This window comes from Arthrobacter sp. PAMC25284, assembly GCF_019443425.1.
Lineage (GTDB): Bacteria > Actinomycetota > Actinomycetes > Actinomycetales > Micrococcaceae > Arthrobacter > Arthrobacter oryzae_A.
Genome location: NZ_CP080382.1, coordinates 649,473 through 663,507, shown reverse-complemented (window position 1 = coordinate 663,507; position 14,035 = coordinate 649,473). Strand labels below are relative to the sequence as shown.

General features: G+C 64.7%; 13 protein-coding genes. 5 read left to right on the top strand and 8 right to left on the bottom strand.

Annotation, left to right across the window (positions count from 1 at the left end; genetic code table 11):
- Positions 1–18: 18 nt before the first annotated feature.
- Genes KY499_RS03070 through KY499_RS03060 form a run of 3 tightly spaced genes read right to left on the bottom strand, consistent with a single transcriptional unit; the run spans position 19 to position 3,462 of the window.
- Positions 19–1,080 carry an NAD(P)-dependent oxidoreductase gene (locus KY499_RS03070; RefSeq protein WP_219886175.1) on the bottom strand — a complete coding sequence of 354 codons (1,062 nt, stop codon included), beginning with the start codon at positions 1,078–1,080 and terminating at the stop codon, positions 19–21.
- Positions 1,077–1,940, bottom strand: a complete 864-nt coding sequence (locus KY499_RS03065; RefSeq protein WP_219886174.1) for an S-methyl-5'-thioinosine phosphorylase — start codon at positions 1,938–1,940, stop codon at positions 1,077–1,079. The genes KY499_RS03070 and KY499_RS03065 overlap by 4 nt, the downstream gene beginning before the upstream one ends.
- Positions 1,941–1,989: 49 nt before the next feature.
- Positions 1,990–3,462 carry a glycosyltransferase family 87 protein gene (locus tag KY499_RS03060; RefSeq protein ID WP_219886173.1) on the bottom strand — a complete coding sequence of 491 codons (1,473 nt, stop codon included), beginning with the start codon at positions 3,460–3,462 and terminating at the stop codon, positions 1,990–1,992.
- 111 nt (positions 3,463–3,573) lie between these two features.
- Between KY499_RS03060 and KY499_RS03055 the strand changes: the two genes are divergently transcribed.
- Both KY499_RS03055 and KY499_RS03050 read left to right on the top strand, forming a co-directional pair.
- Positions 3,574–4,713, top strand: a complete 1,140-nt coding sequence (locus KY499_RS03055) for a molybdopterin-dependent oxidoreductase (protein ID WP_123255993.1) — start codon at positions 3,574–3,576, stop codon at positions 4,711–4,713.
- The gene (locus tag KY499_RS03050; RefSeq protein WP_219886172.1) at positions 4,710–5,198 is read left to right on the top strand and encodes a hypothetical protein; all 489 of its coding nucleotides are present in this window, start codon (positions 4,710–4,712) and stop codon (positions 5,196–5,198) included. Before KY499_RS03055 ends, KY499_RS03050 begins: the two co-directional genes overlap by 4 nt.
- Before the next feature lie 61 nt (positions 5,199–5,259).
- Here KY499_RS03050 and KY499_RS03045 read toward each other — a convergent pair whose 3' ends face one another.
- Entirely contained in the window at positions 5,260–5,463 is a 204-nt protein-coding gene (locus KY499_RS03045) for a hypothetical protein (protein WP_219886171.1), read from the bottom strand.
- Between the two features lie 225 nt (positions 5,464–5,688).
- Here KY499_RS03045 and KY499_RS03040 point away from each other — a divergent pair, with 225 nt between their 5' ends.
- From KY499_RS03040 to KY499_RS18680, 3 genes are all read left to right on the top strand, one after another.
- Positions 5,689–6,789, top strand: coding sequence for an ATP-binding protein (locus KY499_RS03040; protein ID WP_219886170.1), 1,101 nt, complete (start codon positions 5,689–5,691; stop codon positions 6,787–6,789).
- A 112-nt stretch (positions 6,790–6,901) separates the two neighbouring features.
- The gene (locus tag KY499_RS03035) at positions 6,902–7,204 is read left to right on the top strand and encodes a DUF4193 domain-containing protein (RefSeq protein WP_123256000.1); all 303 of its coding nucleotides are present in this window, start codon (positions 6,902–6,904) and stop codon (positions 7,202–7,204) included.
- Positions 7,205–7,697: 493 nt separating this feature from the next.
- Positions 7,698–7,943, top strand: a complete 246-nt coding sequence (locus KY499_RS18680) for a CPBP family intramembrane glutamic endopeptidase (protein WP_219886169.1) — start codon at positions 7,698–7,700, stop codon at positions 7,941–7,943.
- On the opposite strand, the gene KY499_RS03025 is transcribed toward KY499_RS18680, so the two are convergent.
- From KY499_RS03025 to KY499_RS03010, 4 genes are all read right to left on the bottom strand, one after another.
- Complete coding sequence (locus tag KY499_RS03025) at positions 7,944–9,449, bottom strand: MFS transporter (RefSeq protein WP_258190920.1); 1,506 nt, start codon at positions 9,447–9,449, stop codon at positions 7,944–7,946.
- 1,337 nt (positions 9,450–10,786) lie between these two features.
- Positions 10,787–12,136, bottom strand: a complete 1,350-nt coding sequence (locus KY499_RS03020) for a hypothetical protein (RefSeq protein WP_258190919.1) — start codon at positions 12,134–12,136, stop codon at positions 10,787–10,789.
- Positions 12,137–12,317: 181 nt separating this feature from the next.
- Positions 12,318–12,650: a helix-turn-helix transcriptional regulator gene (locus KY499_RS03015; protein WP_219886168.1), complete on the bottom strand. Its 333-nt coding sequence runs from the start codon at positions 12,648–12,650 to the stop codon at positions 12,318–12,320.
- Positions 12,651–12,655: 5 nt separating this feature from the next.
- A complete protein-coding gene (locus tag KY499_RS03010) occupies positions 12,656–13,753 on the bottom strand; it encodes a site-specific integrase (RefSeq protein ID WP_219886167.1) in 1,098 nt (365 codons plus the stop codon).
- Positions 13,754–14,035: the final 282 nt, after the last annotated feature.

Sequence of the window (14,035 nt, the reverse complement as noted above, 5' to 3'; positions counted from 1 at the left end):
CCAGGATTTCTGCAGGGCTTAGGCGTGTCCGCCGCGCAGCGGAGCAGTGGCGAATTCCCTCATGCCGTCGTCAAAGCCCACCAAGGGCGCCCAGCCGAGTTCGGACTTGATCAGTTCCGAGGAGGCCGTGACATGCCGGACGTCGCCGAGTCGATACTCGCCGGTTACCGCGGGAATCGGGCCTCCGCTGTGGGCGCTCAACGCGGCGGCGACCTCGCCGATGGTATGAACCTCGTTGGCGCCGACGTTGTAGGCGCGGAATCCCGCCTGGCGCGTGCCGGCGAGTGCTTCCGCTGCGGCAATATTTGCCGCAGCCACGTCGCGGACGTGGATGAAGCTCCGCCGTTGGGCACCGTCCTCGAAAACCTGCGGGGCGTACCCGCGGGCCAGCGCCGACCGGAACAGTGATGCCACTCCGGCGTACGGGGTGTCCCGCGGCATCCGGGGACCGTACACGTTGTGGTACCGCAGCGCGATGGCCGTGCCTCCAGTGCTCCGCACCCAGGACGAGGTGAGATGCTCCTGGCTCAGCTTCGAGGCCGCATAGACGTTCCGCGGATCCAGAGGGGCATCCTCGGTGGTCATCGCAGGGATCAGGACGGTACCCGTGTCCGGGTTACGGGGATCAAAAATCCCGGCCCGCAGGTCGGCTTCGGCACGGGGCCCGGGCCGGACCGGAAGCCCGGTTTCCGGATCCAGGTAGGCGCCCTCGCCGTAGACAACCATCGAGGAGGCCAAGACGAGCCGGGAAATGCCGCTGCGTTCCATTCCGGCCAGCAGGACGGCGGTGGCGTAGTCGTTGTTGCGGATGTAGTCGGGCGCGTCGGCGAAGCTGACCCCGAGTCCGACCTTCGCGCTCTGGTGGCACACGGTGTCGACCCCGGACAGGGCGGCGCTCACCGCACCGGCATCCGCCACATCGCCGGTCATCAGCTCAACGCGCGGGTCAAGGGCCGGGGGACCCGGGTGCAGGCCCGGGTCCAAGGAATCCAGTACCCGCACGGACCAGCCCCGGGCCAGCGCGGCGTCGACAATGTGGGACCCAATGAAGCCGGCACCGCCGGTGACAAGGAGCCTCATTCGGCCGCCGCCCGGCGGCCGGAGACCGGCAGTGCCATGATGCCGGTCACGGCCGCGGGGTCCATTAGCGGCCGTGGCGCGTAGTCATCGCCGATCGCGGCAATTGTCGCTTCCAACACGGCGAGGATATTGGGCTGGGCGTGCTTGATGCGGGCGAACACGGCTTCGGCGGTGACCGGCTCCGAGCCGTCGTGGCCGGTGTCTGAATCGGTGACGAACGCCAGGTTGGCGAAGCCCATGTTGAGTTCGGCCGCCAGGACCGGTTCCGGGTACTGCGTCATGCTGATGATGTCCGCGCCGCCGCTGACATACCAGGCCGATTCGGCCTTGGTGGAAAACCGCGGCCCATTGACCACCACCACGGTTCCCTTCGCCACGTACGGCAGGTGCCGGTCCGCGAGCGCCGCGGCCAGCAGCGTGCGCAGGACCGGACAGAACGGTTCCGACGCCGGCAGGTGCCGGACACCGGCGGTGGTGCCGTCAAAAAACGTGTCGGTCCGCCCCCAGGTGCGGTCGATCAGCTGGTCCGTGACCACGAATGTCTCCGGCCCGTAGCCGACCCGCAGCCCGCCGACGGCGGAGGAGGACAGGACCGCCTCGACGCCGAGGCTCTTGAGCGCCCACAGGTTGGCCCGGTAGTTGATCTTTTGCGGCGGCACCGAGTGTCCCGTGCCGTGGCGTGGAAGGAAGGCAACGTCCCGGCCGGCGAGCTCCGCCAGCGTCACCGGGGCCGACGTCGGCCCGTAGGGAGTCTCAACGGTGTGGCTCGCCTTGATGGCCGCGCCGGGAAGCCGGTACGTCCCGGACCCTCCGATGATGCCGATGCGTGCGTGTGCCCTGCCGGGAGTTGATATTTCCATGGGGCAATCCTGCCATTCGGGTAAGCCGCCGGGTGAGAGCGGGGTGGGTTCAGTACGAATCGGGTGCGTTCTTCAGGGTGTCGCCGGCGAGAGCAGAGCAGGCGGTCTGGCGGATTTCTCTGCGGCGGCGCAGCCAGGCTCCGGCGGCGACGGCGGCCGCGGCCACCAGCAGGACGCCCTGGTTGATCATGGCGGCCTGGGGTTCCTCCTTGGGGACCATATAGATGATGTCCAGGGCCAGAATGATGCCAACGTATTCCCACCGCCGGCTGAGGACGATGAAGGGCAGCAGCATCAGCGCGTACCAGGGGTAGTTGGGGCTGACAATCAGCAGCGTCAGCCCGATCATCACGGTTTGTTGGTCCCAGACATTGTCGTTCCCGGTGCGGAGCAGCACGGCAAGCGCGACGACGGCCAGCGCCGCCGCGGACAGCACCGGCGGCCACTGTCCGTTGGAGACCAGCTGCGCGAGTCCGAAGCGGATGCCCTCCCGTTCGCTGTAGCCTTCCTCCTTGAGGTAGCCGGGCAGGAATCCGAGGACCCCGGCCCCGGCGACTGCAAGGTAAGGGACATAAAGCAGCACGAAGGTTCCGGACGCAGCCGCGATGAACCGGACCGGGCGGTGGAACAGCAGTGCCGGGGCGGCAATGACCGGGATGAGTTTGGTGGCGACCGCAGCGCCGAACGAGACGCCGGAACGCAGCGGCCGTCCGCCCACGATCAGCATCCCGGCAGCCAGGATCAAGGCGCCGCCGAGCAGATCAACGTGCGCGTTGTTCACCCCTTCCAGCTGCAGGAACGGGCTCCACCCCCATACCGCCGCCAGTTGCAGCGGTTGGCCGCGCCGCGCCAGCAGGCGCAGCAGCATCACCGTGACGGCCGCACCAAGCAGCAGCCCTGCGAGCTGGAACGGCAGGTAGCCCACGCTGTCCGGGACTCCGGCCCGGACAGCGAAGAAGTACAGTTCTGCCGTCGGCGGGTAAATGGTGGGCACATGGGGGCGGTTGATTGCCGTGCAGAGCGGCTCATTGGAAGGGAAGTTGTAGGCGGCCACCGAGTCGGTCCCGAACAGGCCCGGGGAGCAGACCGGCGTCCCACCGGCTGTGGTGGAGCCGGGCAGGAAGAGCCATTCCGGCCGGAGTTCCTTGAGTGTCTCATCGATCGGGACATGCGAATACGGTGAGATTCCGGCCTTTTGGACGATGCCGTCCCAGGCATACCGGGCCGAGTCGTTGCTGGTCCGCGGCGGTGCGCTCAGGGCGATCAGGCCCAGTGCCACGGTCCCGGCGATGATGACGGCGCCCAGCCGGCGGCGCGGTACACGCCGCAGGAGCGGGACGGCCGCCAACAGGACCAACCAGGACAGGAACGTGCCGACGACCGGGGCTGCGGGATACGGATTACCAGGGAGGACCATCCACCACAGCAGCCCGGCGAGAAGGACGAAGAGCAGGGCCACGCCCGGATAGGCCCGCCGGCGGGATTCGGCGTAGCGGTTCGGTTCCGGGGTGCTGGCAGTCATCCTATTGATCCTGCCTTATTACGGCGTCCCGTAATGCACCTGGGCCGGGGTTTCCGTGAATCGTAAGGACTGGCGGCGGTCCACTGGGCGGATTGGTGGTGTGATCGAAGTATGCAACAGCTCACCAACGCCTTGGCTGCCAGATTCGCGTCGCCGACGCGAAGTACCCGCCTCACCGTTGTCCTGGGACGCTGGCTCGGGGTGAGCTTCGTGGTCTGCTTCCTTACCGGTGTTTTCAGCCACAACCTGCAGGAACAGCCCTCGTGGATGCTCTATCCGACGTCGCCGGCCTGGATTTACCAGCTGACGCAGGGTCTGCACGTCACGGCCGGTATCGCCGCCATCCCGCTCCTGCTGGCCAAACTCTGGTCCGTCTACCCGGAACTGCTGAAGTGGCCGCCCATCAAGTCCGTCGGGCACGCCCTTGAACGGGGTTCCATCGCCTTATTCCTTGGATCCTCATTCGTGCAGCTGCTAACCGGTCTGGTCAATACCTATAAGTGGTATCCGTGGCCGTTTCCGTTCCGTGAAACGCATTACTGGTTGGCCTGGGTCATTATCGGCTCGCTCGTCCTGCATATTGGCTTGAAGCTCCCGTCGATTATGGCGCACTGGCGGTCCCGCCCGGTCCGGACGACTGCTGACACTGCGCCGGGACGGTGGTCACGCAGGGCCTTCCTGGCCGGCGTCGGCACCGGCACCGGCGTCCTCGTGCTGACCACTGCGGGGCAGTCCTTCGCCTGGCTGGATCCGCTGAACCTTTTCGCCCCCCGCAAGAAGGGGACCGGGCCGCAGTCTGTCCCCGTGAACCGGACCGCCGCCGAGGCCCAGGTGGTGACCGCAGCGCGGGCCGCGGACTGGAAACTCACCCTGACCCATCAGGGCAGCAGCCGTTCGTTCTCGCTGGCCGAACTGGCCGCCTTGCCACAACACGAGTATGAGCTTCCCATCGCATGTGTCGAGGGCTGGAGTCAAACCGCGCGCTGGCGCGGCGTGCGCGTCCTGGACCTGCTCGCCGCCGTGGGCGCGCCGGCGTCGTCCCTGCTGAAATTTACCAGCCTCGAACCCGAAGGAGCGTACCGGATCATGACTATGCCGCCCGCCTACGCGCGTGACGGACAAACCCTCGTGGCCCTGGAGCTCAACGGCGAGGCGCTGGACCTGGACCACGGGTACCCGGCCCGCGTGATCGCACCCGGCCGGCCCGGCGTGCTGCAAACCAAGTGGCTGCAGACGATGGAGGTCCTGTGAATATCCCGAAAACCCGCGCAACCGCACGGCAGGTGCGCACCGTGCGGGGAACGCGGATTGGCCTGGCGGTGGCCGGCGCTGCGCTGATCGGTTACGGACTGCTGGGCCTTCCAACCCAGCTCGGACCGGAGCAGACGCTCGGGCTGCTTATCTGGATGGCTGCCGGCGTGCTGCTCCACGACGGCGTCCTCGTCCCGCTTGCCACGCTTTCCGGAGCAGGGCTGACCCGGGTGGGGTCACGGCTGCGTCCGGCCTCGGCTGCGGTGCTGCGCGGGGGACTCCTGACCGGAACCGTCGTGACGGGGATCGCGGTGCTGCTGCTCAAAGCCCAGTCCGAAGCCCGGAATACCAGCGTCCTGGAGGCCAACTACGCCGCGAACCTGCTCTGGTTCTGGGCCGTCCTGACGGCCGTGGCGACCGTCATCATCGTCGTGCTGGAACGGCGCTACCGGAGCGGACCAACTGGCACGAGTCTTGGTGCATGACTCTCGGTGCATGACTTCGACGTTGGACCGTTGCTCTGTCAATGGACCTGGGCAGGGGGTCTCAACCTTGCCGGGTGAGCTCTTCCGTCATCCGCTCGGGAAGCTTCCGTTGCAGCACATTGCTCCACCCGAGCAGAACGGCGAATAGGAGGAAGGTCGTCGCGTAGTAGATGACTGTTCCTGTGGGGCCGAAGGGAATACCGAGGATGAAACCGAAAATGAGCTTCACGCCGAGCAGGCCGATCAGCGTGCCGGCGGCCAGCAAGCCGATCTTGCATCCGGGAGAGACGGTGGTGCCAAACGGGAAGCACGCCAAGCCGGTTGAGCACAGAGTAGACCGTGCCTCCGCCGAAGACCAACCCCGGGGTGGCTAGTGGATCCAAGGCGTCAGGGAGGCCAGGGTCGGTTCCGCCGACGCCCCGGCCGAGTAGTGTGAGATACACAAGATACACAAGATACACAAGATTCACAGACATTCACAGGAGCAAATGTGGGGAACCCTTTTCGGCCGACCGCGGGAGCTACTCCACCTGACCTCATCGGTCGCGGGGGAGTCCTGGACGAGTTCGCCTACGGATTGCGTATCGGATCAGGTGCACCGGGACTACTGTCCATCTTCACCGGTGCCAGAGGCATCGGCAAGACCGTCATGCTCGGTGCCGCGGAGGACCTGGCCATGACCAGTGGCTGGGCTGTGGTGTCCGAAACAGCCACCGGGGGATTTGTCGGACGGATTGGCGAGTCGATGCGACTGCTCACAAGTAATCTGGGGGACGGGCCCACGGGCCGCAGGATCACGGCGGTGGCCGTGGCCGGATTCTCCGTCACCACCCAGCTGGCACCTGAAGCGCAGGTGGACTGGAGGACCAGGGGAGCAGAACTGCTGCGGTTGTTGGCGGAACGTGGAACCGGGCTGGTGATCACCGTGGACGAAATCCATGCAGCAGATCGGGCCGAGTTGTCCCGGCTCGCCGCAGACGTCCAGCACTTCATTCGTGAAGGCCTCCCGATTGGCCTTATTTTCGCTGGACTGCCGGCCGCGGTGTCCGACCTGCTCAACGAGGGCGTGGCAACGTTTCTCCGGCGGGCCGATCGCATTGATCTCCACGCGGCGTCCATCTCTGAAGTGGAGCGTTCATTCGCCGAAACGTTCGCTGACGCCGGCATCACTATCAGCGCAGGACACACCAGGGAGGCAGCCGAGGCCACGGGCGGGTATCCGTTCCTGATTCAACTGGTGGGCTACTTCCTGTGGCAGGAGGCAGAACAGGCTTCTAACACCCTCGACGCCAGCGCAGTGGTCCGGGCCGTGAGCGCCGCCCGACGCCGGAACGAACGTGTTGTTATCGAAGCGGCACTGTCGACGACGTCCGGCAGGGACAGGGATTTCCTGCGGGCGATGGTGGAAGACAGCGGCCCGTCGTCGACGATGAATATCGGAACCCGCACGCGGATGCGGCCGAACGCCGTCGGGAATTACCGCACGCGCCTGATCGACGCGGGACTCATCGAATCAACCGGCTATGGAGTCGTGGACTTCGCTATCCCGGGACTCCGCGAATACTTGGACTCCCACCCATCGAAGCGCTAGATCACTTTGACGGCGGCCGGGCACCCATCTTTTCACTGTCAGGGGAATAACGGCGCGGTGGTGTATGTTGTTTCCGCATCAGAGAAGAACGACAGAAATGAGAATGACCCCAGTGGCAACCGATTACGACGAAGTACGATCCGACGTCAAAGAATCCCAGGACCGCTCGCTCGAGGCGCTGCAGTCTGCGAACGCCCCCGATGCGCGCAGCGTCGTCCGAGAGCTCGACGAGGCCGATGCGATGGATGAGTCCATGACGCCCGGCGGAGAGTTTGTCGCCGAGGAACTCACTGTTCAGGTCATTCCCCAGGCGCAGGACGAGTTCACCTGTTATTCCTGTTTCCTCGTCCGGCACCGGTCCCAACTCGCCCGGGAAAAGAACGGACACGCCTACTGCTCCGAGTGTGAAGGCTAAGGAGCCGCCCCTCCGCAGCGTCAGCCCTCAGCAGTTCCGCACCCTAGTCCCGAAACAAGCCAGCCGCCGGAGACGGTGCGGCTAACGCCGACGACCCAATCTCCATTCCGAACGGTCCGCTCGCCGCTCTGCTCCGCCCAATCGTCGGTTGCTTTCCATCCATCGTTTGGGGCGTCCGACGGCGTAAGAATCGACTTGGACCAGGACCAGGCCACGGCCGCTGCTTCGGGCGTCGCCTCTCCCGGGGCGCTTGTGTCGATGTCTGCGACATACGGGTCGTGGCATGGCGTGGCGCCTTGGCCTGTCGCGGTATCGGCCGGCGCAGGTGTAGTCGCACACGAAGTTAAAACAAGCAGCAACGCGGTCGCCGCTCCAGCCATCCGGACATTGTCTTTCATGACCGGATCATACTGAGGATGTCACCGACGCCATAGGGCACGTTCTGCACCATTTCCGTCCACCGGCCGGCGCTGGCGGCCTGGATGTACGCCCGATGGTCGCCGGCGCTACGCTCCACACCCCGTTGTGGGACGAGGCAGTCTTCCGTGGCGTAATCCACGGTGGATTGCGGCATCGCTTCGGCCCGTTGATCGCGGGCCTCCTGAGTGCTGTGCTTTTCGCCGTCGTCCACGGTCAACACGCTCGCAACCAGCGCGGTGGTGTTGGCAGTCATGGGTTGAGGGGCTTCCGCACGATTGCCCGATCACGGCTTTTAGCCGCTGTCGGTCCGGGTTCCTAGTCATCCGAAGGACGTCGTAGCGGTGCCGGCGTCCTTCGGCGCTTCGGCAGCCGCCCGCGCATACGACGCCGAGACCCGGCGGTAGACCGGGGTCAGGAAGGCCAGCAGCGCGGCCGCAATCAAGATGATCCCGGCAACGAGGAACACCAGGGCGATACCGCGGGAGGTTCCTTCGCCCAACAACGGGGCAATCCGGGCGGCCCCCTCAGCGGACCGTGCGTACGGGATTATCCAGACCTCGGCGATGGGCGCAATAAGAAACGCAGTGATCGGCGCCGCCGCGGCCTCGAACGCCATGGCGAATCCGAACACCCGGCCCTGCCGGGGCAGGGGCACAACCTGCTGGATGACCGTCTGCTCGGCGGCCTCCACGAAGGGCACCAGAACCAGGTACAGCCAGATGCCGGCGATGTACAGCCAGGCCCATTCCCGAAGCGTGAATACCGCACCGAGGATTCCCATCAGGATCACCGCGATGAGCATGGTGCGCAGCGGGTTGGACCCGAGCCCGAACTTGCCGATCACCGCGCCTCCCACGATGAAGCCCGTGGCGCCGAGCGCGAAGAATGTTCCCCAGAGTTCGACGGGGAACATTTCCAGGCCGTAGGGATCCATCAACGCCATGTAGACGCCACCAATGAAGTTGTTGAACGTGGAGAACAGGATCAGCGCGAAGAGGCCGGCGATGGCCAAAACCGCGGCGAGGGAGCCGCGCAGGTCGAATCCGCCGTGCGCATCAGTGCCGGCCGCGCGCACTTCCTCAGGCATGCGCAGCGTGAGCAAGTGCGCGAAGGCGAGCGCCGTGAGCACCAGGGCGACGACGATCGTCCAGCCCATGCCCAGCAGACCCACCGACAACCCGGAGAGAACTGAAGTGATGACGAACATCAGTCCCTGCACCATGCCCACCAGCCCGTTGGCGTTGGCCCGTCGATCCGGGTCGATCAGGATGGTGACTGTGGTGGACAGCGCGATGTTGCGCATGTTCTCCACCACCGCACCGACCAGGATTATCACGGCGAAGATCCAGAACATGGGCTGTCTCAGATCCAGCAGATTGCCGGCCGGTGTCATTAGGAACATGACCCCGGACAGCACGAACATCACCAGGGTGAAGCCGGCGGCGAAGCGCATCACGGCCAGCTTGCGGTAGCGGTCCACGAAGGTGCCGAAGCTGATACTGGATAGGGCGATCAACAGCATGTACGCGCCGCCGATCACCCCGGTGGCGATCACGTTGCGCGTCTCCAGGTACACCCAGAATGTCAGGGCGAACCACAGATAGCTGGTGGTGATGTTCGCGAGGGCGGTGTTCACCAGAATCCCGGCGAAGGTGCGGGACCGCTGCGCCGAAGTCCGCAAGGACGTGTCGACGGCGTCGGGATCGGCCAAAGGCGCGGAGCCGCCGTCCCCGACCGGACCGGAGGTGGCGGCCGCGTCCTCAGAGAAGCCAGCGCCGTCAGACGCCGCAGCGGTCTTGGGAAGGGCCGGCTTCTGCTCGGTCATGCGTCCCAGTTTTCTGACAACAAACAGGAGCGAATACGTCCTCCGCCCGGTCAGGAATATTCGGAGGTGGATAAGCCAAAACAGGGCCGAAGGAATGGTCTGCTGGGCTCCACCAAGGCACTCCCGTCGGGACGTGATCAGCCCATGCCCGCAGGTCCGGCCCACGTCCACGGGGCGCCGGTCCCGCCGCGGTCGTCATCTTTGCCACAACGTATGCATCGCTTATATAGGCAGCCGTCGTCGGTGTGTTCGATATGCCATTCATGGCGGATGTTCAGTTTGCACAGCAGGGCCTGGAACATGATTCTCTCCGATCCATGGAGCGAGCGACCCACGGTGACAATTCAATGATGGCCTTCGTTCGGCCGCCAGAGAAGTAAGCGGAACAGCCCCCGACCGCGAACCCAATTGCTGCAGAGTAACCACGGGGCAAATCCAAGGCGCGCCAGCCTTCAGTGTGCAGCTGCTGACGGCGCCGCCCGTGAACTCGTACCTCCGCTCCGCACCTGGGTTCCGTCGCCGGCATTCCCACGGATGACGGATGAGGCCTTGCCTGTAATGGGGGTTATGAAACGGAAGAGCCGGAATCGCCGGGTCACGGTGAGGGGGCACGCTGGGGGAGGGCCTCAGTGCTCAGCCCGCCGGTCGACGCATGAAGACCAGGGATCACCTGCAGCGTCGGCGTAGAGGAATGCGACCCGGCAGCTGAAGCCGGGTGCGTCGGCGACCAGCGGTGCTGGGCTGACGGAGCGGCGTACGTCCCGTGCGGTGTTTCGTGCGCCGAATAATTCAAGTCCGAGGCCGCACAGCCGGCGCATGATGGTTTTTGGGCGGAGGTACTGGCCCTCGAAATCGGCGGCGCAGCACACATTGGCGGCGTAGCTTGGAACGGCCTGGGAGAGGGCCCGAATGATCTACCAGACGAGATACTTAGAGTACTACTGGTAACCAGCATTATTCGATTCGGAACTATTCAGCTTCTCTCGACGGAAATCGTTCCGGATGCTTAGGGTCCCTTCCTCTTTCCCGCCAGTACTCGTCCCGTTGCCATAGTGAGAATCGGGTCACTTGGACGCCGAATATGACGGTGGCGATGGCGAAGAGAACGGTCCGTGTCCAGAGCCATAGCTCCGAGTCAATCCCAGCGATGCTTAGGACCGTGGAGACCAGCATGAGGACCATCACTGGAAAGATCCAGTAGATGATGCGTCGGAGCCTGCGCTGCAGTTCCTCAGTCGTTGCCACAGCTGCCTCCGTCTGGCCGGCCGCTGTCCCTGTGCGGATTGGGTCGGCTTGAAGTTCTCCGAATAAAATTGACGTCGTGCTTCCAGCGGCAGTTAGCGTTCCCTTCCGCTGGTGGCAGTCATTATCCGTGTCGCCTTGATTCCTGGATAGCGGGACCACGGGTCAGCGGCCGCGGTCGCATGTTTCTGTGTGACCTGGTAGCTGTAGCCGAGCATTTCGGCCACGAGCGGTGCGGGCACTTCCTTCACAAGCGCGCGTAGGGATGCGTTGCGTGCGCCCAGGAGATCGATGCCGATTTCCCTGAGACGAATCATGAGAGTGTTGGGGTGAATGTGCTGCCCGGGCCTGTATCCGGGGAACAGCCATTCGCTGCCCGAGCTGCTGCCGGTGCGCATGTTGGGGCGTGAGGCCACGTGTTCTGTGAGCAGTGAGGCGAAAGGCTCGGGCACTGGCGCTGGATCTCCGTCGCTGAGTGACAGACGCAGGCCATCTGGCGTGAGGATCACGTCGGTGCTTTTCATCGCGGCGATCTTCACGACTGGCTGGGCGTAGAGCAGCAGGAGAGTGGCGGCGACCCGGTAGGGCAGGGTGTCGACGTCCTCGGTGAGGCAGGCTTTGAGCATGGTGAGCCGCTGGCCCTGGGTGAGAACTGGCACGGTCTTGGCCTGCCGGAATCCGATGGTGATGTTGGTGCAGGTCCGGTTCTTGACCGCCCAGACGAAGAAGGTTCTGATGGCGTGCCTGGTGGTGGGGCCGTCGGCCAGCCAGACGTCGACATCGGCCTGGACGCAGGAGAGAACGGTCCGTCCATGGGCGGTTTTGAGCCAGGTGAGGAACTTGATGGTTTCGGTGATTTCCTGCTTCGCGCTGTGCACGGGGCCGCGGGTGCGTTTCCCATCTGTGGACAGGCTCCTGATGCGTCGCAGGTGGTGCCAGCGGCCGAAAGATTCAACGGGCCGCCTAATTTCGGGGTCGTCGACGTCGTCGAGCTTACTGGTGAGCCACCGTTCAAAGAGGGCGAGATAGTGGTCCCGGTCCGGGAGTAGCTTGTGATGGGTGAGCAGGCTGCGCATGTGTTCGACGCGCAGGCTGTTTGGTTCCTTATCGAGCGCTTCGTGGCTGAGGGGGATCTCGCCGGTGGCAAGTCGTTCGAGCAGGTCGCGGACACCGGGTTTGCGCAGCCAGGTGAGGACGCTTTCGGGGCGCTGGGCTCCGCAGAGTGCCGCGAGCAGTTTCGCCGCCGTCGTTTCCGACCCCTGTGATGCCTCGTTGACGTGCAACAGGACGGTGAGGTCGTCCCGCAGCGAGCAGCGCGCGCACGTGTTCTGGCGGTAGTGCTCGGTTTCCGTGCCGCAACGGGAGCAGTGGTAGTCCTGGGTGATGCCTGCGCAGTCGACACAGACTGGTTGGTCGCCGTGCGAAGGAGACCGCCCGGGAAGCATGCGCTCTGTTCGGCAGCCTGGGCAGGTCCCGTGCGTACGCATGGCGACCGTGAAGCAGGTCCCGCAGATCCTGCCTTCTGGCCAGTTAGCGCGGTGTCTGCCGGCTGTTCTGGTGCATCTGTCGCAGGTGAAGTCTCCTGCGGTGCGGGGTCGGCCGCGGACGGCAAGCCGAGGTGTGATCTCAGCCGTCATCGCGGATCACGCGGGCGCGTTTGGGGCGGATGGTCTTGTTCAGGTCCACGACGTTGGCGTCGGAGGCGACCTTGCGGACCTTGGCGTCTGTTGCCGTGACGGTGACCAGGTCCTCCGGTCCGCAGGCGAAGATGTCGCAGAGGGCGGCGACCATCATGAGCGAGACCCGTTCCGGGCGCTGCGTGACAAGCCGGTATACCTGGGAGGCCGAGAGGTCGATGCCGCGTTCTCTCAGCAATGGGCCCAGGTCGGTGCTGTTGTGCATTCCGCGCGCTGCCATGAGTTCGGCGAGCCGCCACCGGTAGTCGATCTCTCGTTTCATGAGGTTCAGTCTTCCATTCCGGCAAGGGCGTCCCGGACGGTGGAGTCCAGGGCGCGGCGCAGCGTTTTGACCCGGTAGTCGCTGGAGACGGAGGTATAGAGGGCCGTGGTCGAGGCGTGCTCGTGTCCAGCCTGGTGCTGGACGAACAGGGGGTCCATGCCGGCTTCGATCAGGTGGGTGACGTAGGAGCGGCGCAGGGAGTGGATGTCCAGGCCGGGGGAGAGGCCAAGGTCTTCGCAGTACCGGTTGAACCTGCGGTTCAGTGCTGTCTCGGAAACCAGCGTGCCGCGTTCGGACGGGAACAGGTCCAGGCCGTCGGTCATGTGCGGGTGGCCGCGTTCCAGCCAGTCGGCGATGATCTCCGCGGACCAGTCAAACACTGTCAGGACGCTGCGGCGTTTCGGGGGAGACCCTTTCATTGCCTTGCCATAGCGGACCTGCAAAACTCCGTACTTGCCGAACTCCCGGGCGTGCGGGTTCCTGGCAAAATCCACGGTCTGGAGGTGTCTGACCTCATTGCGTCGGAGGCCCCAGCAGTAGGCCACCTTGAACAGGACCGCGTCGCGGTAGGCCGGCAGCCAGCCCTTGCGGCCCAGGGTCGCGATCCGGTCCACCTCGTCATCGGCCCGGTCAAAGAAGGCCTGTAACTCCTGCCTGGTGAACGGGCGTCGGACAGGAGCTGACTCTGTCGCCTGCGCATGGACCGCGGTGTTCCAGTCAAAGCAGACCTGCGAAGGATGCGTTCCGAAGTACTCTTCGCAGACCCGGTCCCAGCCATACTCAGGTGACGCTGCGTAAGCGCAGAACGCCCTCAGCGCTGCCTGGTAGCTCCGGATGGTGGACTGGGCGGCGTGATTCACGCTGCGCAGATCCCCGAAGAACTCGTCCACGTGGGCCGGTGTCCACTGCCACGGATACTCGTTGGTGGACTCCTGGAACCGCGTCACCAGCCGTTCCCGGCCCTCGATCGTGCCAAACGACAGGTTCCTACTCAACTGCTGGTTGCGCCAGCCCGTGAGCATCTGGGTGAACACGTGATCCTCCGGGTGAAGGAAACGCACAGCGCCGAAGTCGAGTACCCGTCCCGCTGAATCGACCGCCACGAACCCTCCTGATACATTGCATTGAATGCAAGAATCATGCAATTAATGCAGAACTCGCGCAAATCCGCGGATTAGAAGGTGATTCCAGCCTGATGCAATCCGGCTTCTGAGGGCCTTCGCAATGGACTTACGAGCGGCCCGGTGGACCGTCCGCACGATGTTTCCGCAGGTCACAGGCATACTTCGGCTTCAAGTCACGCGGTACCGGGCTGTCCTTTCTCAATTTAGTTGGCCACCTTGACGTGGGAAAAGGCCAGATAAATTGAGACGAATGGGGTAGGA